A 24,182-nucleotide genomic window follows, 5' to 3' on the forward strand; every position below is an offset into this window, starting at 1 on the left:
CCCTGCACGTCCTCCTTCATGATGCGGCCACCGGTGCCGGAGCCCTTCAGCTGGCCCACGTCCACCCGGTTCTCCTCCGCCATCTTCTTGGCGGTGGGGGTGATGCGCGTGTCGCTGCCGGCCGGAGCCGCGGCGGCGGGCGTGGACACGGGCGCCGCGGCCTGGGCGGGCGCGGGCGTGGCGGCGGCCACGGCGGGAGAGGCGGCGGCGCCGGCACCCGCTTCGATGGTGCCCAGCACGTCACCCACGCGGACCTTGTCGCCCTCCTTGAAGGCGATGGACGCGACGCTGCCCGCGGCGGGAGCCGGCACGTCGATGGTGACCTTGTCGGTCTCCAGCACGACGAGCGGCTCGTCCGCGGTGACAGACTCACCCTGCTTCTTGTTCCACTTGCCGACGACGGCCTCGGTGATGGATTCGCCGAGCGGAGGGACTTTCAGTTCAACGGCCATTCTGGGGTCCTCGGAGGATGGCTTCTTCGATGATGAGCTGCTGCTCGTAATCGTGCGTCTTCGTGAAACCGGTTGCGGGGCTGGCGGCTTCAGCGCGCCCGATGTAGCCCAGCTTCACCGTCTGCTGCTGCGAACGGCCGGAAAGGAGGTCGTGCAGGCGGGGGAACATGAAGTGCCAGCCGCCCGCGTTGCGCGGCTCCTCCTGCACCCAGTACAGCTCCTGGAGCGCCGGCAGCTTCGCCACCAGGTTCGACAGCTCGTCCTGCGGGAACGGGTAGAGCTGCTCCACCCGCACGATGGCGATGGAGTCGTCCTTGCGCTCGTCCCGGGCCTTGGCCAGGTCGTAGTAGACCTTGCCGCTGCACAGCAGCAGCCGCTTCACCTTCGCGGCGTTCGCCTTCGCGTCCGGAATCACTTCCTGGAACGCGCCCGTGGCCAGGTCGTCCATGCGGCTGGTCGCCTCCGGACGGCGCAGGAGGCTCTTGGGCGACATGATGACCAGCGGCTTGCGCACCGGGCGCAGCACCTGGCGGCGCAGCAGGTGGAAGATCTGCGCGGGCGTGGTGGGGTAGCAGACCTGGAGGTTGTCCTCGGCGCACAGGTCCAGGAAGCGCTCCAGGCGCGCGCTGGAGTGCTCCGGGCCCTGGCCTTCGTAGCCGTGCGGCAAGAGCAGCGTGATGCCGGAGAGCCGGCGCCACTTGCTCTCCGCCGCGGCGATGAACTGGTCGATGATGATCTGCGCGCCGTTGGCGAAGTCACCGAACTGGGCCTCCCACAGGGTGAGGCCGTCCGGCACGTCCAGGCTGTAGCCGTAGTCGAAGCCCAGCACGCCCATCTCCGACAGCGGGCTGTTCCAGACGTTGAAGGTCGCCTTGCCGGTGGCGAACTGGCGCAGGGGCGTGAACTCCTCGCCCGTCTGCGTGTCGTGCAGCACCGCGTGGCGGTGGCTGAAGGTGCCGCGCTCGCTGTCCTGGCCGGACAGGCGGATGCCGTAGCCCTCCGCCAGGAGCGTCGCGTACGCCAGCGACTCGCCCTCGCTCCACTGGAGCTCCTCGCTCTCCAGCATGCCCTGGCGCTTCTTGAGCACCGTGCGCTCCACGTCGCGGTGCACGTTGAAGCCCTCCGGCGCCGTGGCCAGCTTCAGGAGCGCGTCACGCAGGGTGGGCTTGGCCACCGCCGTGGACACCTGGGGCGCGTTCTTCAAGAGGCCGCCCTTGTAGGTCTTCCACAGGCCCTCCAGCGCGTTGGGCTCCTTGAACTGGCTCTCCTGGCGGGCGCGGGTGAGCGCCGCGTCGAAGTCCTGGAAGCAGCGCTGCTTGAGCGCGTCCGACTCCTCCGTGGTGATGCGGCCGCCTTCCGCCAGCGTCTTCGCGTACAGCGCGCGCACCGGCGGGTGCTTGCGGATGAGGTCGTACATCGCCGGCTGGGTGAAGGACGGGTCGTCGCCTTCGTTGTGGCCGTAGCGGCGGTAGCAGATGAGGTCGATGACCACGTCGCTCTTGAACGTCTGGCGGTACTCGGCCGCCAGCCGCGCCGCGTGGACGCACGCCTCCGGGTCATCCCCGTTCACGTGGAACACCGGGATGTCCAGCATCTGCGCGATGGCGGTGGAGTAGATGCTGGTGCGCGAGTCCGACGGGTCGGTGGTGAAGCCCACCTGGTTGTTGATGACGATGTGGATCGTCCCGCCCGTGGTGTAGCCCTTGAGTCCGGAGAAGTTGAGCGTCTCCGACGTGATGCCCTGGCCGATGAAGGCCGCGTCGCCGTGGATGAGCAGCGGCACCACGCCGGTGCGCTCGGTGTCCCCGCCGCGGTCCTGCTTGGCGCGCACGCGGCCCTCCACCACGGGGCCCACGCACTCCAGGTGGCTGGGGTTGAACGCCAGCGACAGGTGCACGTGCTTGCCAGAGCGCGTGGCGTGGTCCGACGAAAAGCCCATGTGGTACTTCACGTCGCCGCGGCCCAGGTACGCCTTGGGGTCCTTGGGGCCGTCGAACTCGCTGAAGATCTGATCCGGCTTCTTGCCCAGGATGTTGGTCAGCACGTTGAGGCGGCCGCGGTGGGCCATGCCGATGACCAGCTCCTTCAGGCCCATGCCGCTGCCCACCTCCAGCATCGCGTCCAGCATGGGGATGAGCGACTCGCCGCCGTCCAGGCTGAAGCGCTTGGCGCCCACGTACTTCGTGTGCAGGAAGTGCTCGAAGCCCTCCGCGTACGACAGCTTGGTGAGGATGTGCCGCTGCTCGTCCACGGAGAACGGCGTGCGGTTCTCGCTGTGCTCCATGCGCTGCATGAGCCAGCGGCGACGCTCGCTGTCGAGCATCTGCATGAACTCCACGCCGATGGGGCCGGAGTACGTGCGGCGCAGGCGCGTGACGAGCTCCGAGAGGCGCACGCGCTGCTGCGGGAAGACGTTGTTGCACTCCACCGCCTGCTCCAGCTCCTTCGGCGCGAAGTGGTTTTCATCCATCAGCGCCACGTCCGCCACGTGGCCCAGCTGCGGGCGCGGGCGCTGCAGCGGATCCAGGTGCGCGCGCAGGTGGCCGCGCAGGCGGAAGGCGGTGATGGCCTGATCCACCTTCGACTGCAGCCCGATGTCCTGCGCCGGAGCGACCAAAGCCTGCGGCGCGGCGGCGGCCTGCGCGGCGGCGGCGACGTTCGCCTTGCCCTTGCCCTTGCCCTCCGGTGCGGCGGGTGTCGGAGCCTCCAGCAGCTTCGTGTTGAAGATGGGGCGGCCCGTGCCGTTGTTGCGATCGAACACCTCGCGCCAGCTTGCGTCCACGCTGCCGGGGTCATCGAGGAAGCGGGCATAGAGCCCCTCGATGAAGTCGATGTTGGCACCAGAGAGGAAGCTGTCCTGGAAATTCGCCATGGCGGGGGGTCTTTTACTGGATGGGCGCCGCGTTTGGGGGTTTTCGCCCAGGTTTGTTGAACCGCGTCATGCCCGGCTGACTGTCTTCACTCAAGGAGCAGAAGGAATCATGCCCCGCGTGAGCCCAGCTTCACCGAGCACCGGATTCCCCCAGCTGGGAGGAGCTCAAAAGAGATGCCAGGCTCCCTGGCATGCTGAACAGACGTACATCCGAGGCAAAAGGGACACGGGGGCCGGGGGCCCCTACGGCGGTTCAGGAGTGGTAAGCACTCGCCCCCTCTTTCCACTCACTTCTTCCGAGAACGTACCGACATGCTCCTTCAGGGCAAGAAGCTGCTCATCACCGGCGTGCTCACCCCGCAGTCGCTGGCCTTTGGTGTCGCGGAGCACGCGATCGCGCAGGGTGCGGAGGTCATCCTCACCGGCTTTGGCCGGGCGAAGTCCCTCACCGAGCGCAGCGCGAAGCGGCTCAAGCCCGGCACGGAGGTGCTGGAGCTGGACGTGACGAACCCGGCGCACTTTCCGGCGCTGACGGAGGCGCTGCGGCAGAAATGGGGCCGCGTGGACGGCGTGCTGCACGCCATCGCGTACGCGCCCGAGGACGCGCTGGGCGGCAACTTCCTCAACACGCCGTGGGAGAGCGCGCAGACCGCGTTCCGCATCTCCACCTTCTCCGTGAAGGAGCTGGCGGTGGCGTGCGCGCCGCTGATGACACAGGGCGGCTCCATCGTGGCGCTGGACTTCGACAACCGGCAGGCGTGGCCCATCTATGACTGGATGGGTGTGTGCAAGGCGGCCATGGAGTCCACGGTGCGCTACCTGGCGCGCGACCTGGGGCCCAAGGGCATCCGGGTGAACGCGCTCGCCGCGGGGCCGCTCGCCACCGTGGCGGCCAAGGGCATCCCGGGCTTCAAGGCGCTGGCGCAGTACTGGGGCAAGCAGGCGCCGCTGGGCTGGAGCGACAAGGACAGCCACGACCACGTGGCGAAGACGGCCTGTGCACTTCTGTCCGATTGGCTCTCCTCCACCACTGGAGAGATGATTCACGTCGACGGTGGCTATCACGCGGTAGGCGCACCCCCGGTGGAGACGGTGGAAGCACCGCCAGAAGGGGTCCCCGCGAACCCCACGCCCAAGGAAGGCTGAGGCCATCCAACCTTCCTGGAAAGTCCAGACATTCGCCTGCCAGGCTTCCCGGCGGACGGGGGCCCCCCGCTTCCGCCCGTCGGAGCGCTCACGGTAGGATCACCCATGCAGCGCAGGCGCATCCCGCACTCCGCGGAGCCTGCGCGAGGAGCCGTGGCACAGTGAGCACCAACGTCTTGCTGGTGGACGACAGCCCGACCGTCCGCAACATCCTCAAGATCTACCTGATGAACCTCAAGGTCAGCATCGTGGAGGCGGAGGACGCGCAGCGCGCGCTACAGCTGTTGCGGTTGGTACCGGTGAGCGTTGTGATCGCCGACATCAACATGCCGAACATGGATGGCATCACCTTCGTGAAGGAGGTTCGCGCCAGCGCTCAGGCGCAGGTGCAGAAGGTGCCGGTCATCCTCTTGACTGCGGAGAAGGGAGAGGACCTGCGCCAGCGCGGTTCGGCGGCGGGGGCCAACGCCTTCATCCAGAAACCGGTGTCGCACGACGAGCTGACCAAGACGGTGCGTCAGTTCCTGAGCGGGGGCTGACGACCGTGAGCCTGCCGACGCTGCTGCTGGTGGATGACAGCGACGCCATCCTGGCGCTGGAGCGGGCCATCCTCTCCGGGCACTACACCATCCACACGGCCAGCAATGGCCGTGAGGCGCTGGACAAGGTGGGGCGGCTGCACCCGGCGGCGGTGCTGCTGGACCTGTCCATGCCGGAGATGGACGGGGACGAAGTGCTCCAGCGGATGAAGGCGGACGTGGGCACGGCGGACATCCCGGTCATCATCATCTCTTCGGAGAAGCAGCGCGCGGAGGCGTGCCTGGGCTTCGGCGCGGAGGCGTTCCTGGCCAAGCCCTTCCGCGCGGACGAGCTGCTCCTGCGTGTGGGCGAGGCGCTGGAGAACGCGCGCCGGCGCTCGCGCTCCGGGGCCCTGCTGCTGCTGCGGCTCAACGTGGGCGAGCGCGAGTTCGCCGTGCCGCTGGACTCCGTGAAGGAGGTCCTGCTGCAGCCGCTGACGCGGCCGTTGCCCACGGGGCCGTCCTACCTGCGCGAGTACGTGGAGCTGCGCGGCAAGGCGGTGTGCGTGCTGGACGTGGCGCTGCGGCTGGGCGTGCAGCACAAGGTGTCCATCGCGGAGCGGATGCTGGTGGTCATCGAAACGGAGGGTGTGTCGCTGGCGCTCACCGTGGACACGGTGAAGGACCCGGAGGAGTTCCAGGCGAGCGACATCGACCGGCGGGAGAAGGTGGGCGGCGCCGAGCACGGGCTGTTGCAGGAAGGGCTCGTGGGCATGCTGCGCACGGGCGGCCGCGCGCTGCCCATCCTGGATCCGAAGGTGTTCATCGGGCGGGGACTCTTGCGTGACCTGCCCGCGCTGCTCGCGCCGGTGGAGGAAGAGCGGAGCGCATGAGTGCGGGGCTCGACCCGAGGCTTCTGGCCCGTGCCCGGGAAGTGGTGGCGGATACCACCGGCTTCCGGGACGACGCCATCGCCCAGGAGGCGGTGGAGCGCGTGCTGCGGGCGGAGCTGGCCCGGGGGCGCGTGCCCACGGAGGTCCTGAGCGAATTGCAGCAGCTGGGCTCGCCGCTGGCCTACACGCTGGTGCGCGCGGTCCTGGTGGGGGAGACGTACTTCTTCCGCCAGCCGGAGCACTTCCGCTACATCACGCAGGAGGGCATTCCGACCGCGCTGCGCCACGGCGCCATGCACCTGCGCGGCTGGAGCGCCGGGTGCGCCACCGGCGAGGAGACCTATTCGCTGGCCGCGTGCCTGCTGGCGTGCGCGCCCGCGGGCATGCCGGTGGAGGTGGTGGGCACGGACCTGCATGAGGCCAGCCTGGAGGCCGCGCGGCGCGGCACCTACGGCGCGTGGTCCCGGCGCGAGTCCGCCCCCGCGCTGCACCCCGTCTACGAGCTGCTCAACGGGCGGCAGGTGTCCATCCTCCCGGAGGTGCGGAAGGTGACGCGCTTCGCTCCGGCGAACCTGCTGGCGCCGCTGCCGGAGCGCTTCGGGCAGTTCGACTTCATCCTCTGCCGCAACGTGCTCACGTACTTCTCTCCGTCCGCGCGCGACGCGGCCATCGTCCACCTGGCGCGGGCGCTGGTGCCGGGGGGCCTCCTGTTCCTGGGCACGGTGGAGGTGGACCGCGCGCCGCCGGGGCTCACGCGCGAGGGGCCTCCGGAGCTGCAGGCCTTCCGCAAGCCCCGCCCGGAGGAGCGCACCTTCGCGCAATTGCCCACGACGCAGCCCGTGCCCGTGCCGCGCATGACGCCCGCGCCCCGGCGGCTGTCCGCGCCCATGCCGGTGTTGCCCGCGCCGCCGCCGTCCCCGCCGCCCTCGCCCGCGCGGATGCACCTGCAGGCGCTGGAGCGGATCGAAGAGGGCAACGTGGCCGGAGCGACGGCGGTGCTGGAGCTGCTCGTGAAGCAGGCGCCGGACTACCTGCCGGGCCTCCTGGAGCTGGCGCTCCTGCGCGAGCGCGCGGGCTCCCGGGACGCGGCCTTCCCGCTGATGCGCGCGTTGCGCACGCGGGCGGGGCAGTTGCCACCGGACACGCTGGTGGATGGACCGGAGGCGCTGCCCGCGCGCTTCTATCTGGCGTCCGCTGACGCCTACCTGAATCTGGGGGCGCTGGAATGAAGGCGACGCCGCTGGTGGACGAAACCCTGGAGTCGGAGACGCGGGACCTGCTCGCGCGCCGGGCCGCGCGCCTGCGCGAGCAGGGCGAGTCGACGGTGGAGGAGGCGGTCCATTGGATCGCCGAGTTCCCGCTGGGCGAGGAGCGCTACGCGCTGCCGCTGGAGTCACTGCGCGCCGCGCTGCCCTTGCGCATGGTGACGCCGGTGCCGTTGTCCGCGCCCGCTGTGATTGGCGTGCTGCGCTTCCAGGGGCAGGTGTTGTCCGCGCTGAGCCTGGCGTCGCTCTTGGGCGGCCACGGGTGGCGGCAGGATCCTGCCGTGCTGCTGGTGGTGGACCGGGGCGACGGCGAGCTGTGCGCGCTCGACTGCGAGGCGATTCCGCGTCCCACCACGTTGCCGCTCGCGTCCGTGGAGGCCGCGCGCGCCCGTGCGGAGGGCCCGGTGGTGGAGGTCTTCACCCACGACCGGCAGCTCATCCACCTCATCGACCCGAAGCGCCTGTTCGGCCGGTCCGACGGGGGAGTACGACATGCCCGTTGATCCGATGCTGCAGCCGCTGGTGGCGGGCTTCGCCGTGGAGGCCCAGGAGGTCATCCAGAAGGTCACCATGGACCTGCTGGAGCTGGAGCGCGAGGGGCTGGAGAACGACGCGCTCGCGAAAATCTACACGCGGCTGGGCCGGCACCTGCACACGCTGAAGGGCAGCGCCGCGTCGCTGGGGCTCCAGGACCTGGGCGACATCGCCCACAAGCTGGAGGACGCGCTGGCGCCGCTCAAGGCGCACACGCAGAAGATGCCGCGCCCGGTGGTGGACGTGCTGCTGCACGGGCTGGACCTCTTCATGCTGCGCGCCCAGGCGCACGCGGACGGGCGCGGGGACGACCTGCCGAACCCCGCCGCCGCGCTGGCCCAGCTGGTCTCCGCCGCGCCGCCCCCGGAGGAGGCCGCGGTGCTGCCGGGGGGCGCCTTCGCTCAGGCGCAGCCTGTCGTGGCCGGTGGCCCGCCCCCCGCGGCCGGCACCCCGCCTGTCCCGGCCGAAGCGCTGTCGTCGCCGGAGCCCGTGGGGGAGTCCTCCGACGCCGGGTGGCGCGTGAGCGCGAACCAGGTGACGTCGCTGATGCGCGAGGTGGAGCGCCTGCGCGAGGTGCGCCTGCGGGTGGAGGAGCGCAGCCGGGAATTGGAGCGGGTGTCCTCGCTGCTCGCGAAGCAGGGCCTGCTGGCGGAGACCGCGGAGGCGCGCACGCTGTTGTCCGGCACGGGCCGCTCCCTGCGCACCGACGGCGAGGAGACGAGCGACGTCGTGGACGCGCTGGAGGATGGCCTCAAGGCCATCACCACGCGCCCCACGCGCACCATCCTGGACCCGCTGCAGCGCATGGTGCGCGACCTGTCGCGCCAGCTGGGGAAGGAAGCGCGGCTGTCGGTGGTGGGCGCGGAGGTGTCGCTGGACCGGCGCCTGCTGGAGAAGCTCCAGGGCGCGCTCGTGCACATCCTGCGCAACGCCGTGGACCACGGCCTGGAGATGCCCGCCGAGCGCGAGAAGGCCGGCAAGCACCACGAGGGCGCGCTCACGCTGCGCGTGGAGCAGCAGGGAAACCTCCTGTACCTGGAGGCGAGCGACGACGGGCGCGGCATCGACCTGGCGCAGGTGCGCAAGGCCGCGGAGAAGCGCGGGCTGGTCACCGCGGAGGAGGTGGCGCGCCTCAACGACAACCAGGTGCGCGAGCTCATCTTCCGCGAGGGCTTCAGCACGCGCTCGGACGTGACGGACACCTCCGGGCGCGGCGTGGGCCTGGACGCGGTGCGCGCCACGGTGGAGTCGCTGCAGGGCCGCATCGAGGTGTCGAGCACGCGCGGGCAGGGCACGCGCTTCGTGCTGACCCTGCCGGTGGACCTGGGCAGCTCTCCGGTGCTGATGGTGCGCGCGCTGGAGCAGTTCGTGGGCCTGCCCATGCTGGCGGTGGAGTCCACGCAGTTGGCGCGCCCGGACATGCTGCGCGTGGGCAAGCGCCGCACGCACCTGGAACACCAGGGGCAGCTGTTGCCGGTGGTGGACCTGGGCGCGCGGCTGGGGCTGCGCGCGTCGTCTCCGCCCGCGGAAGGCCAGCCGCTGCTCATCGTGCAGAGCGGCGGCAAGCGCGTGGCGCTGGGCGTGGACGCGGTGGTGGGGGACCGGGACCTGGTCATCCGCCCGCTGCCGTCGGAGGTGCGTGAGGTGGCGGCCTGGCAGGGCGCGGCGACGCTCAGCCGGGGTGAGCTGCTGCTCATCCTCCGTCCGGACTGGGTGGTGTCGGATTCGGAGAAGGTGACGGTGTCCGCGGTGAGCCGGCGGGCGCTGGTGGTGGATGACTCGCTCACCGCGCGCGCGCTGCACCGGGCGATGCTGGAGGCCGGTGGCTTCCAGGTGCACCTGGCGGCCAGCGGGGCGCGGGCGCTGGAGCGGCTGCAGGCGGACACCTACGACGTCGTCATCTGTGACCTGGACATGGAAGAGATGGACGGCATCGAACTCATCGCGCGGCTTCGCGATCGCAAGGACACACGCACGCTGCCCGTCATCCTGGTCTCCGCGCACGACAGCACCGTGGCGCGCGAGCGGGGCCTGGCATCCGGGGCGGACGGCTTCCTCAGCAAGCGCGAGTGCGCCGCGGGCCGCCTGCTCGCGGAGGTGCTGGACGTGATGAGCCGCAGGGGGAGCCGCGCGTGAGCTCGAAGAAGCCCATTCGCGTGCTCGTGGTGGATGACTCGCCCACCATGGCCAACACCCTCACCGCGCTGCTCACGGAGGAGCCGCGCATCGAGGTCGTGGGCCGGGCGGGGGACGGCAACCGCGCCGTGCAGCTGGCGCGCCTGCTTCGCCCGGACGTCATCACCATGGACCTGCTGCTGCCCGGCCTGGATGGCCCGGCGGCCATCGGGCACATCATGTCCCAGGCCCCCGCGCGCATCCTGGTGGTGAGCGCGGTGGCGGAGCAGCGCGGCGTGGACCTGGGCTTCCAGGCGATGAGCGCCGGAGCGCTGGAGCTCATCGGCAAGCCCAACGTCACCAACGCGGAGGAGCTGCGCCGCTGGGGCCGGGACCTGGCCCACTCCGTGTGCCTGATGGCGGAGGTGCCCGTCATCTCCCGCCGTCCGCGCGTCGTGGCGCCGCCGCCCATGCCCAGCGGGGCGCGGGTGGACGTGTTCGGCGTCGTCGCTTCCACCGGTGGGCCGCCCGCGCTGGCGGAGGTGCTGGCCAAGCTGCCCCGCGACCTGCCGGTGCCCATGCTTATCGCGCAGCACATCACCGTGGGCTTCACCCAGGGCATGGTGCGCTGGCTGTCCCAGGTGTGCGAGCTGCAGGTGGGCGTGGCGCGCGACGGCGAGCGGCTGGAGCCGGGGCGCGTGTACTTCCCGCTGGATGGCCATGACCTGCTGGTGGACAGCATCGGGCTGGCCCGCCTGCAGCGCAGCCACGGCGGTCCGTGTCCCAACGGGGACGTGCTCCTGAACTCGCTGGCCATGGCGTACGGCCGGCGCAGCGGCGGCGCCGTGCTCACCGGCATGGGCGAGGACGGCGCGCGGGGCCTGCTGGCCATCCGTCAGGCCGGGGGCGTCACCCTGGCTCAGGACGAGGCGTCCAGCGTCGTCTACGGCATGCCTCGCGCCGCCGTGGAGTTGAAGGCCACGGATGGGGGCACTCCGCTCGCGCTGGTGGCGGACCTCATCCTGCAGAGCTGTCAGCGTCCGTCGTTCCGTCCTTCCCGTGGCCCGGAGGGGGGGCCCCGGTGAGCCGTTTCCCACCCACGAACCGCAGTCGCCTGCGTTGTCCCTGGCGTCGGAGGGCCGCCCGCCGGCCGCTTGAAGACGCCACCCCGGGAGTGTTCCCTTGAAGCCCTCCGCCGCGCACCCTGTCTCCTTCCTGCGCGGGCTCGGGCTCGCGCCGAAGTTCGTGCTCGTCACGGCCGTCATCAGCGCCTCCGTGGCGCTGCTGCTCACCCTCATCGCCACCCGCCAGCTGGAGTCCAACCTGGAGGAGCGCCACGCCAGCGAGGGTGAGGCCGTGGCGCTGAGCCTGGCCATCGCGGCGGAGCAGGGCGTGTCCGCGGGCATGGGCTCGCTCCAGCCGCTGCTGGAGACGTTCCGCGAGCGCGAGGACCTGGCCTACATCTTCATCCAGGACCCCACGGGCTTCGTGCTGGTGCACTCGTTCCAGGGCGCCTTCCCGGAGAACCTGAAGGCCGCGCTCGACGCGCAGCCCGGAGTGGGCAAGGGCCGCACGCGCGTGGTGCCGGAGGTGCGCATCCTTCGCGGCGGCAAGACGCTGCGCGCGCTGGATGTCGCGGCGGCCGTGGCGGAGAAGGGGCGGCTGGGCACCGTGCACGTGGGCATGGCGCGCGAGTTCATCGACGCGAGGGTGGATGCGCTGCGTTGGGAGATGCTGGCGTTCGCGCTCCTGCTGGTGACGGGCGGCGTGGTGCTGGCGGCGCTGTTCGGCCGGAGCATCGTGCGGCCGCTGGCGGAGCTCACGTCCGTGGCGGGCCACATCGTGTCGTCCGGCGACCTCACCCGCCCCATCCAGGCGCGCGGCAACGACGAGGTGGGGCGGCTGTCCAACTCCTTCTCCCAGATGGTGGGCAAGCTGCGCGAGGTGACGGTCAACCTCCAGCACGCCGCCACCGCGCTCACCCAGTCCACGGACCACCTCAACGCGTCCTCCACCGAGCAGGCGCAGACCATCTCCCGCCAGGCCGCCGCGCTCCAGGAGACGCAGGTGACGGCGCAGGAAATCAAGCAGACGTCCACGCTGGCCGCGCAGAAGGCGGAGAGCGTGCTCAGCGTCGCCGAGCGCGCGGACTCCCTGGCCAAGGCGGGCGAGGCCTCCATCGAGCAGACGATGGCGGGCCTCAACGACATCCGCGCGCAGGTGGGCGAGATCGCGGAGAAGATCCTGGAGCTGGGTGAGCGCACGCGCCAGATTGGCGGCATCACCCAGACGGTGAAGGACCTGGCGGACCAGTCCAACATGCTCGCGCTCAACGCGGCCATCGAAGCGGTGCGCTCCGGTGAGCACGGCAAGGGCTTCAGCGTGGTGGCGCGCGAAATCCGCGCCCTGGCGGACCAGTCCATCCAGGCGACCACGCGGGTGCGGGAGCTCCTGGACGACATCGCCAACTCCGTCACCGCCGCGGTGCGCATCACGGAGCGCGGCGCGGAGCGGATGGAGGCGGGCCTGGCGCAGGTGCGCGACAGCGGGCAGAACCTGCGCGAGCTGTCCTCCATCGTCCAGGACAACGCCGCCGCCGTCCGGCAGATCGCCGCCGCGGTGAATCAGCAGAACGTGGGCATCAATCAAATCACCCTGGCGGTGAATGATTTGTCCAAGATGATGGACGACACCGTGGCCCGCATCGGCTCCACCGGTGAGGCGGCCACCACGCTGCAAATCATCTCCGAGCAGCTCTCCAGCGCCGTGGGTGCGTACAAGGTCGAGTCCAAGCCGGAGTAGGAAACACGAAGGCCCCGAGTCCCCATGAAGGGGGCCCGGGGCCTCGGATGATTCACTCCGTGGCGCCTTAAGCCGGCACGGCCTCGGTGGCTTCCGCCTGGAGCTTCACGGCGTCGTCCACGACGTCGAAGCGGGCCACGCCACCGCTCTTGAGGGAGCCGAACAGCAGCGCCTCCGCGAGCGGCTTCTTGAGGGTGTTGTCCACGAGCCGCGCCATGGGGCGCGCACCGAAGGCGGGGTCGTAGCCGTGCTCGGCCAGCCACGCGCGGGCGGCGGGCGTGAGCTCCAGCTTGACCTTCTTCTCGTCGAGCACCTTCTGGAGCAGGCGCACTTCCTTGTCCACGACCTTGAGGATGACCTCGGGGGGCAGGCCGGAGAACAGAATCCACCCGTCCAGCCGGTTGCGGAACTCCGGCGTGAAGGTGCGCTCGATGGCCTTCTTCGCCCGCGAGCCGTCCACCACCACGCTGGTGTCACCGAAGCCCATGGCCTTGGTGCTCATCTCCTGCGCACCCGCGTTGGTGGTCAGGATGAGGATGATGTTGCGGAAGTCCGCCTTGCGGCCGTTGTTGTCCGTGAGCGTCGCGTGGTCCATCACCTGGAGCAGGATGTTGAAGAGGTCCGGGTGGGCCTTCTCAATCTCATCCAGCACCAGCACCGCGTACGGGTGCTTGCGCACGGCGTCCGTGAGCAGGCCGCCCTGGTCGAAGCCCACGTAGCCCGGAGGCGCGCCGATGAGGCGGCTCACCGTGTGCTTCTCGGAGTACTCGCTCATGTCGAAGCGCAGGAACTCCACGCCCAGGCTCTGCGCCAGCTGCTTCGCCAGCTCCGTCTTGCCCACGCCCGTGGGGCCGGAGAAGAGGAAGCTGCCAATGGGCTTCTCCGGCGCGCGCAGGCCGGAGCGCGACAGCTTGATGGCGCCCACCATCTCTTCAATGGCCTTGTCCTGCCCGTAGATGACGCCCTTGAGCTCCTTGTCCAGGTTCTGAATCTGGATGCCTTCGCTCGCGGACACGCTCTTGGCCGGAATCTTGGCCATCTTGGAGACGACCTGCTCCACGTCGTGCGCGGAGACGACGCCCGTGCGCACGCCCTCCGGCTTGAGCCGCTCCGCGGCGCCGGCCTCGTCGATGACGTCGATGGCCTTGTCCGGCAGGAACCGGTCGTTGATGTGCTTGGCCGCCAGCTCCGCCGCCGCCTGGAGCGCACCCTCGCCGTACTTCACGTGGTGGTGCTCCTCGTAGCGGCTGCGCAGGCCCTCCAGCACCTTGACGGTGTCCTCCACGCTGGGCTCGTCCACTTCAATCTTCTGGAAGCGGCGGGACAGCGCGCGGTCGCGTTCAAACGACGCCTTGAACTCCTGGAACGTCGTGGAGCCAATGCAGCGCAGCCGGCCCGAAGCCAGCGCCGGCTTGAGCAGGTTGGACGCGTCCATGGACCCGCCGCTCGTGGCGCCGGCACCGACGATGGTGTGGATTTCGTCGATGAAGAGGATGGCGTCCGGCAGCTCCTGGAGCGCCTTGAGCACGCCCTTCAGGCGCTCCTCGAACTGGCCGCGGAACTTGGTGCCCGCGAGCAGCGCGCCCATGTCCAGCGAGTAGACGACCGCGTCCTTCAGCGCCTCCGGCACGCGGCCTTCGGTGATGTGGAGCGCCAGGCCTTCAGCGATGGCCGTCTTGCCCACGCCGGCCTCACCCACGTAGAGCGGGTTGTTCTTGCGGCGGCGGCAGAGCACCTGGATGGTGCGCTCCAGCTCCTTGTCGCGGCCGATGAGCGGGTCGATGCGGCCCGCCTTCGCCTCCACGTTGAGCTGCACGGCGTACGCTTCCAGCGGGCTCTTCTTCTGGGACTCGCCGTCCTCGTCGTCACCAGCGGGGGTGGGGCGCGCTTCGCCCTCGGACTCGCCGTCCTTGGTGGTGCCGTGGGAGATGAAGTTGAGCAGGTCCAGGCGGGTGACGCCCTCCTGCTGCAGCAGGTAGAGCGCGTGGCTCTCCTCTTCACGGAACATGGCGACCAGCACGTCGCCCCCGTCGATGTACTTCTGCTCGGCGGACAGGGCGTGCATGGCGGCGCGGTGGAGCACGCGCTCCACTCCGATGGTCTGCTGCGGCTCGGCGTCCACGTCGTCGGGCAGGCGCTCGACCGTCTCCTCCAGGAAGGAGGTCAGGTTCTCCTGCAGGCGCTTGACGTTCGCGCCGCAGCCCTTGAGCACCTCGCGGGTGCGCGACTCACGGGTGAGGGCCAGGAGCAGGTGCTCCAGGGTCAGGTACTCGTGACGCATCTTCCGCGCCTCGTCGAGCGCGGTGCGGAAGCTGGCCTGCAATTCTTTGGCAATCGATGGTCCTGCCACGGTTCAGCCTTCCTCGGGTTCCATGGACAGCCGCAGGGGGAACCCGTTGTCCCTCGCCGCGGCCTCCACTGTCTTGAGCTTCGTCTCGGCGACGTCGTAGGTATAAACGCCCGCCACACCGATGCCGTTGTAATGAACGTGCATCATGATCTGCACGGCATCCGTCTCCGACTTGTGGAAGATCTCCTTGAGCACGGCCACGACGAACTCGCGCGTGGTGTAGTTGTCGTTGTGCAGGAGGACCTTGTAGAGCGTCGGCCTCTTCAGCTTCTGCTTGGGGACGGCCTCCGTGACGACCTGGCCGTCATCGTGTTGGTGCTTCTGAGCCATGGGCTTGCGGACTCCCTTGCCTTCGCTTCGCGAACCATTGGCGGGCCCTGCTTGAAACCGCTTCAGACCCGCTCCTTGAAACCCGTCTCCGCCCACCACAGCGGCAGGCCGCTCTCGACGGCTGCCCGCTCGTGCGCCAGGAAGCCGCGCACTGCCCGGTCCAGGCCGGGGTGAAGGAACAGATGCGCACTGTATGTGAGGTGCGGCTCGAAACCCCGGGTGAGCTTGTGCTCGCCGCCTGCTCCGGGCTCGAAGCGCTCGCGGCCCCGGGCGATGCAGTCCTCCACCGGGTGGTAGAGGCACACGTTGAAGTGCAGGAACGGATGTTCCTCGAGCGCACCCCAATAACGGCCGTACAGCGTGCTCGGCCCGGTGAAGTTGAACGCGCCCGCCACCCTGCGGCCTTCCCGCCGGGCCTCCACGAACTCGCACCGGTGCTTGAAGCTGGCGAGCAGGCGGGCGAAGAAGTCCTCGGTCAGCGACCGCACGCCCCACGGGTAGCGGTCCACCGTGGAGACGTAGAGCTGGTGGGCGCAGGCCGCGTCCACCTCCTCCAGCGCGTCTCCCCGGAGCGTGCGCAGGGTGATGCCCTGGTCCTCCATCTCGCGCCGCTCACGCTGAATCTGGTGCCGCCGCTTGGAGCGGAAGCGGCCGAGGAAGTCCTCGAACGTCCGGTAGCCCGCGTTGCGCCACAGGTACTGCACGCCCAGGCGCAGCGCGTAGCCCTGCGCCTCCAGCACCGGCAGCTCCTCCGGGGTGGGGAAGAGGACGTGGACGCTGGAGAGCCCCTCCGCGCGCGCGTACTCCAGCGCGGCGCTGTACAGCTCCGCCTCGCGGGACGGGGCGTCCTCGCCGGGGGCCACCAGCACGCGGCGGCCGGTGGCGGGCGTGAAGGGCACGCCCAGGACGAGCTTGGGGTAGTAGCGGATGCCCGCGCGCTCGGCGGTGGTGGCCCAGGCGGCGTCGAAGACGAACTCGCCGTGGCTGTCGTTCTTCAAGTACGCGGGCGCGGCGGCGACCAGGCGTGAGCCCCGCCAGAGGGTGAGGTGGCGCGGGTGCCAGCCGCGCTCGGGCACCACGCTGCCGCTCTCCTCCAGGGCGGCGAGGAAGCCCCACTCCAGGAACGGCACCGACCCCGGGTCCACGAGCGCGTCCCAGGCCGACGCGGGAACGTCGGTGATGGAGGTGAGCAGGCGCAGCGTGGTGGGGAGCGGGGCGGACATGGACGTGGCGAGCGCCAGCCTATAACGGCGGGTGGCGGCTGCCGCCACGACCGGCGGGCCGCCCTATTTGCCGCGCGTGAGCTCCTGGGCGAGGAAGCCGGCGACCTCCATGAGCCCCGCGGCGGCGCGCTTGCGGCCCTCGTCCGACTCCATGACCCGGCGGGCGGCGTCGCTGGCGGTGCCCACCTCCAGGTCCACCAGGATGAGGAAGGCGCTCCACCCGGCCGTCACGGTGGCGACCTTGCCTGGCCGCTGGGGCCGGTCGCTCAGGGTGGCGGCCACCTTCTCCAGGAGGCCTTCTTCCTTGAGACGTTTCGTGCCCCCGAGCATCTGCGTCCAGGTGGCCTCCAAAAGGGAGGTCAGCAGGCGCCCGGAGAGGGCGGTGGAGAGGCGCTGGGAGGCCTCTTCGGCGTCCACGCGGTGGGCGTCCGCGTAGGTGGGGCTCAGCTTGGCCACCACCACGGCCTTGGTGGCGAGGTGGGCGAGGCGGGGCGGGTAGGGCATGGGGCCATGTCTTACATCGGTGACGGGTCGGGCTCCATCCGGAGTGAATGGCCAGCGCGGGGCGTTTGCCTGACAGCCGGACAGGTTGCTATGGGGCCCGGCGCCCTTTAGAGGAAGCGGACTTTCGTAGGGAGAACAGCATGTCAGTGAACATCCAGCTCGAGTGGACCCCCAACCCCAGCACGCTGAAGTACGTGGTGGACCGCAAGCTGCTGGGGGGTGGCGCCGTGAACTTCACCAACCGGGACGAAGCGCAGGCGAAGTCGCCCCTGGCGCTGCGGCTCATGGACATCCAGGGCGTGACGGCGGTGATGCTGGGCACGAACTTCGTCACGGTGACGAAGGGCGAGTCCGGCGAGTGGGACGAGCTCAACGACTCCGTGATGTCCACGCTGGACACGCACCTGTCGGAAGGCCTGCCGGTGGTGGACGAGGCGGCCGTCGCGGCGGCGCGCCAGACGGTGTCCGCGGACGGCACGGTGGAGCAGCGCATCCAGTTCATCCTGGACGAGGAGATCCGCCCGGCCGTGGCGCAGGACGGCGGTGACATCACGCTGGACCGCTTCGAGGACGGCATCGTGTACCTGCACATGAAGGGTTCGTGCGCGGGCTGCCCGTCGTCCACGGCGACGCTGAAGATGGGCATCGAGGGCCGGCTCCGGGAGATGATCCCGGAGGTCACCGAAGTGGTGTCCGTCTGAGACGCAACGTCAAGGCGCCGCAGGTCCGCAAGGAGCTGCTCCCGGACCAGTCCCAAGCGCTCCTGCGTGAGCTGCACCTGCTCACGCGCGAGGGGAACCTCAACGCGGATGCGCTGCGCAAGCTCAAGCAGGTCAACCACCTGGTGGGCCTGCTCCGCCCCGCCATGGAGGACGTGCAGACGCGCCACACGAACCCGCTGGTGGTGGACGCGGGCAGCGGCAACGCGTACCTGGGCTTCGTCGTCTACGAGCTGTTCTTGAAGGACGCGGCGGGCGGTGAGCTCTTGTCCATCGAAGGGCGGCCGGACCTGACGGAGCGCGCGAAGGGCCGCGCCGAGCGGCTGCACTTCGACCGGATGCGCTTCCAGACGGCGCACATCGACGCGGCGGAGTACCCGGAGCGCATCCACGTGCTGATGGCGCTGCACGCGTGCGACACCGCCACGGACGACGCGCTGGTGGCGGCCATCAAGCACGGCGCGGACCACGTGGCGGTGGTGCCGTGCTGCCAGGCGGAGGTGGCCGCGCAGCTGAAGGAGAAGAAGGCGAAGCCGGCCGGCTCCATGTCGCTGCTCTTCCAGCACCCGTGGCACCGGCGCGAGTTCGGCTCTCACCTGACGAACGTCATCCGCGCGCTGACGCTGGAGGCGTACGGCTACCAGGTGACGGTGACGGAGCTGACCGGGTGGGAGCACTCGTTGAAGAACGAGCTCATCCTCGGGCGGCGCGTCCACCGGGACAACCGGCGCGCGCGGCTGCAGCTCCAGGCGCTGCTGGCGGAGACGGGCGTACAGCCCCGGCTGACGCGGCTGTTGGGCATCACGCCCGCGGGCGCGGCCGGTGGTGGTGCGCAGGAGTCGTCCACGACGGCGTCGGAGTTGGCTCCAGAGCCCACGCCGGACGCGGAGCCCATGCCGGACGCAGCGCCCGCGGCGCCGTCCGAATCCTGAACGCAAGCGGACCCCACCTGGACCGTAGGGCGAGGCAGGCGACCTCACGGGAGGGGGAAGCGTGTTCCCCCCCACCGGGAAGGACGCCCCCCGGCCGTGCGCGGCGGCCGGGCAGGCGTTACATGCCCTCCGCCCGGGCGATGCGCACGGGAAGACATTCCAGGGGGCCGGGTTCCTTGAGGAAGCCTCCGGGAGGATGTCGGAGGACGTGGGCACGTCAGGGGTCCCGGTCAGGATGACGTCAATGCCGGAGGTCGGGCTCGGCGGCAGGACCCAGGGCGGCGTTCGCGGTGTCTGAATGTCGGGGTACGGAGTCTCGTCCCGGGATGGGGCCGGCCGGTGGCTGTCAGGGCACCGGATACGAGTGGGGCGAGCCGTGAAGTCCCTCCGCCGCGACGCGGTGGAGGGTGTTGATGGGAAGGGGCATGGCCTTGGAGCTGGATGACTGGGGTGGGAGCGGGCCGCTCCTGCACTTCGCCTGCGCGAACGGTTTTCCTCCGGAGACGTACCGGAAGCTCTTCACGCGGCTCGCGACCCGCTACCACGTGGTGTCGCTGCGCATGCGTCCGCTGGTGCCGGGCCAGGACCCGAAGGCGCTCACGACCTGGAAGGAGCTGGGCGAGGACCTGGCGCGCGAGCTGAAGGCGCGGGGGCGCTCTGGCGTGCTGGGCGTGGGGCACAGCGTGGGCGGCACGAGCACGCTGATGGCCGCCGCCGCGAACCCGGGGCTGTTCCGCGCGGTGGTGGCGTTGGACCCCGTGCTCATCACCGGGTCCCGGCTGTGGGGGCTGCGCCTGATGAAGCTGCTGGGCCGCATGGACCGAACCGCCATCGTACAGGGCGCGCTGCGGCGGAGGGAGCGCTGGGCGACGCGTGAGGAGGCGGCCACCGCGTACCGCCAGCGCAAGCTGTTCAAGGACTGGGACGCGGACTGCTTCAGCGACTACATCACGCACGGGCTGCTGCCCACGGAGGCGGGCGACTTCCGCTTGCGCTTCCCGCGCGAGTGGGAGGCCCGCATCTTCGAGACCTTCCCCTCGGATCCGTGGAAGCTCATCCGCGCCAACATGGCGCCCACGCTGGTGCTGCGCGGCGAGCGCTCCGACACGCTGCTTCCCGACGCGCTGGCGCGGGCGGAGCGTGAGATGAAGCGCACGCGGGTGGACACGCTGCCGCTCGCCTCGCACCTGTTCCCGATGGAGAAGCCCCGTGAGACGGCCGAGCACGTGCTGTCGTTCCTCGACCAGCTGCCTCCCGTGGACGTCACGACGCACTGATGCGTCAGCCGTAGGCCTCGCGCTTGATGCGCTTGTCCGGGATGCCCAGCTCGTGCAGGTGGCCCAGCACCGCCTCCATGAAGCGCGGCGTGGCGGGCGTGCGCGTCTCCAGCGCCTTGCGCCGGTCCCACGGGGTGATGGCGGGCCCACACACGTACACGAGGCAGGTGTCGGGCGCGGGAATCAGCTCGCGCAGGAGCGCCTCCGCGACGCGGCCCTTGCGCACCTGGGGGCCGTACTTCGCTTCATCCGTCTCACGCGTGAGCGTGTGCACCACCCGCACCCGGTCCGGCGCCGCCCGCTCCAGCGCGGCCAGCTCCTCGCGGTAGAGGATGTCCCCCCACGTCTTGTTGGACGCGAGGAACGTGTGCCGCAGCTTCAGCCCGCGGTGCAGCGCGTCCTTCACGATGGCGAAGTTCGGCACCGCGCCGGAGCCCGCCACCACATGCAGCACGTGGTCCGCCCGCTCCGTCACGTCGTCCGGCAGCACGTACGGCCCCATGAAGCCCGTCACCTTCAGCTTCGCGCCCACCAGCCGCCCGTGCACCAGCAGGGGCGACAGGAGCGGCGGGTAGCGGGTGACGCCGGGGATGAACTCCTCGTCCTTCACCGTGATGGCCACGTGCCGCTCGTGCGGCGCGGAGGCGAGCGAGTACGAGCGCGGCGGCTCCTTGCGCCCCTTCTGCTCCTGCAGGTACGCGCACTGCTGCGCGAGCGACCGGAACTGGTGCGGGTCGATGTTGATGAACTGGCCTGCCTTGTAGTCGAGCGGCCCCGCGCTCGCGTCCAGCTCCAGCGACAGCGTCGCCGTGTCGTGGGTCTCCATCCGGAGGTCGGTGATGGTGGCCTCGTACTCGACGGGCCGCTTCGCTCGGGAGGGCGTGGCTTCGGCGCTCATGCGGCTCCCCATAACACGCGGGGTGCGGGGCCGCGCGGACGTGCTCGCGGGCGGCGCGCCCTTCCGCACCCGGACCACGGGGGGGGCCCTTCGTTGGCTGGAAGACGAAAGGGCAGGCGAGTGGGCCAGCGCTCCCGGAGGACCGCTGACCCACCCCACCGGGCAGGACTACATCTTCCAGAAGGACGTCCAGCCATCACTCCCCCTGGTGACCAGGGGCATCCGGAAAGGACGTGGGCCGGCCCGTGCTTCGACTTCTCTTCGCCCTGATGTCGCTGCTCCCCTACGGACTGCGCCGCCATGTCGTGCGCGGCCTGATGCATGGCGTGTGGGGCCGGCTGTCCCACGCGAAGGTGTACGGCCTGAAGGACCTGCCGGACGGCCCCTGCCTCTTCCTCTGCAACCACCTGTCCAACGCGGACGGCTTCACGCTCTACCGGGCGCTGCGTCCCCGGCGCGTCGTCTTCCTGGCGGGCGTGAAGCTGCACGGCACCGTGATGACCCGGCTGGCGGCGGAGACGATGGACACCATCGACATCACGCCCAACTCGCCGGACATCGAAGCGCTGCGCCGCTGCGTGGAGCTGCTCAAGGGCGGCCAGTCCGTCCTCATCTTCCCGGAAGGGGGCCGCAGCCGCTCCGGCGGCCTGCTCCAGGCGAAGAAGGGCGTGGGGCTCATCGCGAAGCGCGCGGGCGTGCCCATTGTCCCGGTGGCGCTCACGGGCACGGAGAAGCTGATGCCCATCAACGACTCCGACATGGGCGGCGAGCGGCTCTTCCACGCAGACGTCACCGTGACCTTCGGGCCCGCCTTCCGCATGGAGGACCTGGAGCCGGAGGTGTCCGGTTCCTCCGACGCGCGCCAGGCGCTGGTGGACGCGATGATGCGCCGGGTGGCCGCGCTGCTGCCGCCCGCCTACCAGGGCGTCTATGCCGGCGGTCCGGATCCGGTGGCGCCCACGGCTCCGCCCTCCGCCGTGCCGCCTTCCGCCTAGGCACCGCGAACGAAAACGGCCGCGCGGGCGGGTGCCCACGCGGCCGTCTGGCTTCAAGCCGTCCCGGTTACTGGAGGAACGCCTTCTTGACCTCGGTGAGCAGCGGGTTGTCGCCCGTCGCGCGGTCGATGCAGCCCTGGTTGATGGTCCAGATGATGGTGCCGCCGTAGCCGTTGGCCTTGGCGTACTGGCCCTTGGCCTGGATGGCCTCCGGACCGTCGTACGTAATCCAGCGCACCGTCCCGTCCTCCACCGGCGTGTCGAACGTGACGTAGTTGGCCTGCGCCGCCGCGTCCCACTGGAGCTTGCCCGTCTTGGAGAGCGCGAGGATCTTCTTGTACGTGAAGGAGTTGTCGCCGCCCACGTAGTCGGACCAGTCCGTGAAGGGCTGGCGCGGGCCGGTGATGTGCCGCCACGCGAGGCCGTAGAACGGGATGCCCATGCCCAGCTTCTCCTTGGGGATGCCCGCGGCCACCCAGGCCTTGAGGCTGGACTCCACGGAGGTCGGGTGGGTGCCGGACTCGCCCTTGAGCGCGGACGTGAACCACGAATCCCAACCGCCCCAGACGCCAATCATCTCGTAGGACATGACGTTCACCTGGTCCAGGTACTGGGCCAGCTGCGGGTACCACTTGAGCGACGCGTCCGAGGCGAAGTTGTTGTTGATCCAGCCGATGGGGAACGTCAGCAGCATGTTGGGGCGCGCCTGACGCAGCCGCTGCACCAGCGCGAGCAGGTTCGGCTTGTCCACCTCCTCCACCGGCTCCCAGTCGATGTCGAGCCCGTCGTAGCCGTGGTCGTCCATCGTCTTGAGCAGGTTCTGGACGAACTTCTCCCGGTTGGCGGAAGAGGCCGCGCCCACCCAGTTGGCGTGCTCGCCCGCGCCGCCCACCATGATGATGGCCTTGCGCCCCGCCGCGTGCGCGCGGGTGGAGAGCGTCTTCGCGATGGCGGAGCCATTCGAGTTGTCGAAGATGGCGTCCACCGTGCCGTCCGTGTTCGGCGTCACGCGGCCCACCATGATGTGCGTGAGCGCGCTGAAGTCCACCTTCTCCGGCGGGTAGTCATCCGCGTTCCAGCCCGTGTAGTAGCCGGACACCCACTTGTTGGTGGTGCCCACCGGGCCCGTCACCACCACGTCCGCCGTGGCCTTCTTCGTCGTGTCCGCGTTGCTCGTGGCCACGACGTGGTACGTGCCCGCCGTCCGGGGCGCGGTGTACGTGCCGCTGGAGGTGACGGTGCCGCCCGTGGAGCCTTCCAGGACGCTCCACGTCACGGCCGTGTTGGTGCTGCCCGTCACCGTCGCGGTGAAGGTCTGCACGCCGCCCAGGGACAGCGTCGCGGTGGTGGGGGTGACGCTGACACTCACGCCCGTGGGGGAGGTCCGCTTGCCGGACACCGCCGTGGACTTCGCGCTCTCACCGGCCGTGTTCAGCGCGGTGACGGCGTACCAGTACGTCGTGCCCGCGACGGCGCTGGTGTCCTTGTAGGACGCCGCGGTGAGCGCCGTGGAGGTGAGCCGCGTGTACGTGCCCGTCTGCGACGTGGCGCGATACGCGTGGTAGCCCGTGGCGCCCGTCACCGTGCCCCAGGTGAGGGCCACGTCCGTGGTGGAGCCCGTGGCCTTCAGGGCCGTGGGCGCGGAAGGGGCGGTGGTGCTCGCCGCCAGGCGCACGTTGTCGAAGTACATCGTGGCCAGCTTGCGGCCCGCGTTCTCCATCACCACCAGGCCATCCAGGGTGGTGTTCGCCGCGCCCAGCGTGGACAGCGGCATGCGGCACAGCGTCCACGCGTTGGCCTTGATGGTGCCGCCCGCACAGGTGGGGTTGAGCGCCACGGGCGGCTTCGCCACGCCGCCCACGCTCGCGTAGAGCGCGATGGCGGGGTTGGCCGTCGCGCCGGGGTTCACCTGCAACTCCACGAAGCCTTGGCCCGTGGTGGGCACACCCGCGTGGTGGAAGTACAGGCCCGTCCAGGGGCCGAACGTCGCGGAGATGGAGCGGGTGCCCGCGTACACGGGCCGGGTCGCGCTGAGGCTGTGCGTCGCCCAGGACCAGTCCTGCCAGCCCGAGCCGAGCGCGTCGTCGAACATCGTGGTCGCGCTCGCGAGCGCGTCCCCGGACATCCCCAGCGAGTCGTCGTCACCCGCGGTGGACGTGAAGTCCGGCGCGCCACCGCAGCCGGTGTGCATGGCGCCCAACGCCACGAGGAACCCAATGAGCTGCCTTCTCAAGTTCTCTCCTGCGGCCAGGTGAAAAGGGCGGGGCCGGGGGAACCGCATCCCCCTGCTCGCGGCGCGTGGCAGGGGGCCCCCGGTCGCCCTGTCGCCGCGCCGGAATTGGCGGGCGGGGGAGGGG

Annotated in this window: 20 protein-coding genes; 12 read left to right on the plus strand and 8 right to left on the minus strand. The window is 70.3% G+C overall.

Annotated features, from left to right (window positions below):
* Nucleotides 1-452: biotin/lipoyl-containing protein (locus D7Y21_RS29445; protein ID WP_121717105.1), on the minus strand; the 452-nt coding region annotated here is incomplete at its 3' end.
* Nucleotides 442-3,324 (minus strand): 2-oxoglutarate dehydrogenase E1 component, encoded by a 2,883-nt coding sequence (locus D7Y21_RS29450; protein WP_121717107.1) that lies wholly within the window; start codon nucleotides 3,322-3,324, stop codon nucleotides 442-444. The genes D7Y21_RS29450 and D7Y21_RS29445, both read right to left, overlap by 11 nt.
* A gap of 312 nt (nucleotides 3,325-3,636) precedes the next feature.
* Here D7Y21_RS29450 and fabI point away from each other — a divergent pair, with 312 nt between their 5' ends.
* From fabI to D7Y21_RS29490, 8 genes are all read left to right on the plus strand, one after another.
* Nucleotides 3,637-4,470, plus strand: coding sequence for an enoyl-ACP reductase FabI (gene fabI, locus D7Y21_RS29455; protein ID WP_120567418.1), 834 nt, complete (start codon nucleotides 3,637-3,639; stop codon nucleotides 4,468-4,470).
* A gap of 161 nt (nucleotides 4,471-4,631) precedes the next feature.
* Nucleotides 4,632-5,009: a response regulator gene (locus D7Y21_RS29460; RefSeq protein ID WP_120567417.1), complete on the plus strand. Its 378-nt coding sequence runs from the start codon at nucleotides 4,632-4,634 to the stop codon at nucleotides 5,007-5,009.
* Nucleotides 5,010-5,014: 5 nt separating this feature from the next.
* A complete protein-coding gene (locus D7Y21_RS29465) occupies nucleotides 5,015-5,881 on the plus strand; it encodes a response regulator (RefSeq protein ID WP_120567416.1) in 867 nt (288 codons plus the stop codon).
* Nucleotides 5,878-7,110, plus strand: coding sequence for a protein-glutamate O-methyltransferase CheR (locus tag D7Y21_RS29470; RefSeq protein WP_121717109.1), 1,233 nt, complete (start codon nucleotides 5,878-5,880; stop codon nucleotides 7,108-7,110). Before D7Y21_RS29465 ends, D7Y21_RS29470 begins: the two co-directional genes overlap by 4 nt.
* Complete coding sequence (locus D7Y21_RS29475) at nucleotides 7,107-7,649, plus strand: chemotaxis protein CheW (protein ID WP_120567414.1); 543 nt, start codon at nucleotides 7,107-7,109, stop codon at nucleotides 7,647-7,649. The genes D7Y21_RS29470 and D7Y21_RS29475 overlap by 4 nt, the downstream gene beginning before the upstream one ends.
* Complete coding sequence (locus D7Y21_RS29480; protein WP_121717111.1) at nucleotides 7,639-9,816, plus strand: hybrid sensor histidine kinase/response regulator; 2,178 nt, start codon at nucleotides 7,639-7,641, stop codon at nucleotides 9,814-9,816. Before D7Y21_RS29475 ends, D7Y21_RS29480 begins: the two co-directional genes overlap by 11 nt.
* On the plus strand, nucleotides 9,813-10,880 hold the full coding sequence (locus tag D7Y21_RS29485; RefSeq protein WP_120567412.1) for a chemotaxis protein CheB: 1,068 nt from the start codon (nucleotides 9,813-9,815) through the stop codon (nucleotides 10,878-10,880). The genes D7Y21_RS29480 and D7Y21_RS29485 overlap by 4 nt, the downstream gene beginning before the upstream one ends.
* Nucleotides 10,881-10,977: 97 nt before the next feature.
* Nucleotides 10,978-12,597, plus strand: coding sequence for a methyl-accepting chemotaxis protein (locus D7Y21_RS29490; protein WP_121717113.1), 1,620 nt, complete (start codon nucleotides 10,978-10,980; stop codon nucleotides 12,595-12,597).
* A 67-nt stretch (nucleotides 12,598-12,664) separates the two neighbouring features.
* Here the strand turns inward: D7Y21_RS29490 and clpA are convergent, their stop codons facing one another.
* The 4 genes from clpA to D7Y21_RS29510 form a co-directional block, all read right to left on the minus strand.
* Nucleotides 12,665-14,947 carry an ATP-dependent Clp protease ATP-binding subunit ClpA gene (clpA, locus tag D7Y21_RS29495; protein ID WP_121717115.1) on the minus strand — a complete coding sequence of 761 codons (2,283 nt, stop codon included), beginning with the start codon at nucleotides 14,945-14,947 and terminating at the stop codon, nucleotides 12,665-12,667.
* A 3-nt stretch (nucleotides 14,948-14,950) separates the two neighbouring features.
* Nucleotides 14,951-15,277, minus strand: coding sequence for an ATP-dependent Clp protease adaptor ClpS (locus D7Y21_RS29500; protein WP_014399347.1), 327 nt, complete (start codon nucleotides 15,275-15,277; stop codon nucleotides 14,951-14,953).
* A 62-nt stretch (nucleotides 15,278-15,339) separates the two neighbouring features.
* Nucleotides 15,340-16,500 (minus strand): GNAT family N-acetyltransferase, encoded by a 1,161-nt coding sequence (locus D7Y21_RS29505; RefSeq protein WP_121717117.1) that lies wholly within the window; start codon nucleotides 16,498-16,500, stop codon nucleotides 15,340-15,342.
* 63 nt (nucleotides 16,501-16,563) lie between these two features.
* The gene (locus D7Y21_RS29510) at nucleotides 16,564-17,004 is read right to left on the minus strand and encodes a hypothetical protein (protein WP_120567409.1); all 441 of its coding nucleotides are present in this window, start codon (nucleotides 17,002-17,004) and stop codon (nucleotides 16,564-16,566) included.
* A 140-nt stretch (nucleotides 17,005-17,144) separates the two neighbouring features.
* On the opposite strand from D7Y21_RS29510, the gene D7Y21_RS29515 reads away from it, so the two are divergent.
* The 3 genes from D7Y21_RS29515 to D7Y21_RS29530 all read left to right on the plus strand — a co-directional run bounded on the left by D7Y21_RS29515 (nucleotide 17,145) and on the right by D7Y21_RS29530 (nucleotide 19,932).
* Nucleotides 17,145-17,705, plus strand: a complete 561-nt coding sequence (locus D7Y21_RS29515) for a NifU family protein (RefSeq protein ID WP_120567408.1) — start codon at nucleotides 17,145-17,147, stop codon at nucleotides 17,703-17,705.
* Between the two features lie 164 nt (nucleotides 17,706-17,869).
* Nucleotides 17,870-18,655, plus strand: a complete 786-nt coding sequence (locus D7Y21_RS29520; RefSeq protein ID WP_233612323.1) for an SAM-dependent methyltransferase — start codon at nucleotides 17,870-17,872, stop codon at nucleotides 18,653-18,655.
* 425 nt (nucleotides 18,656-19,080) lie between these two features.
* Nucleotides 19,081-19,932, plus strand: coding sequence for an alpha/beta fold hydrolase (locus tag D7Y21_RS29530; protein ID WP_233612322.1), 852 nt, complete (start codon nucleotides 19,081-19,083; stop codon nucleotides 19,930-19,932).
* A gap of 4 nt (nucleotides 19,933-19,936) precedes the next feature.
* Here the strand turns inward: D7Y21_RS29530 and D7Y21_RS29535 are convergent, their stop codons facing one another.
* Nucleotides 19,937-20,830, minus strand: a complete 894-nt coding sequence (locus D7Y21_RS29535) for an oxidoreductase (RefSeq protein ID WP_121717121.1) — start codon at nucleotides 20,828-20,830, stop codon at nucleotides 19,937-19,939.
* A 245-nt stretch (nucleotides 20,831-21,075) separates the two neighbouring features.
* Here D7Y21_RS29535 and D7Y21_RS29540 point away from each other — a divergent pair, with 245 nt between their 5' ends.
* Nucleotides 21,076-21,825, plus strand: coding sequence for a 1-acyl-sn-glycerol-3-phosphate acyltransferase (locus tag D7Y21_RS29540; protein WP_121717127.1), 750 nt, complete (start codon nucleotides 21,076-21,078; stop codon nucleotides 21,823-21,825).
* A gap of 67 nt (nucleotides 21,826-21,892) precedes the next feature.
* Here D7Y21_RS29540 and D7Y21_RS29545 read toward each other — a convergent pair whose 3' ends face one another.
* Entirely contained in the window at nucleotides 21,893-24,058 is a 2,166-nt protein-coding gene (locus D7Y21_RS29545; RefSeq protein ID WP_121717123.1) for a glycosyl hydrolase family 18 protein, read from the minus strand.
* Nucleotides 24,059-24,182: the final 124 nt, after the last annotated feature.

This window comes from Corallococcus sp. AB045, assembly GCF_003668895.1.
GTDB classification, from domain to species: domain Bacteria; phylum Myxococcota; class Myxococcia; order Myxococcales; family Myxococcaceae; genus Corallococcus; species Corallococcus coralloides.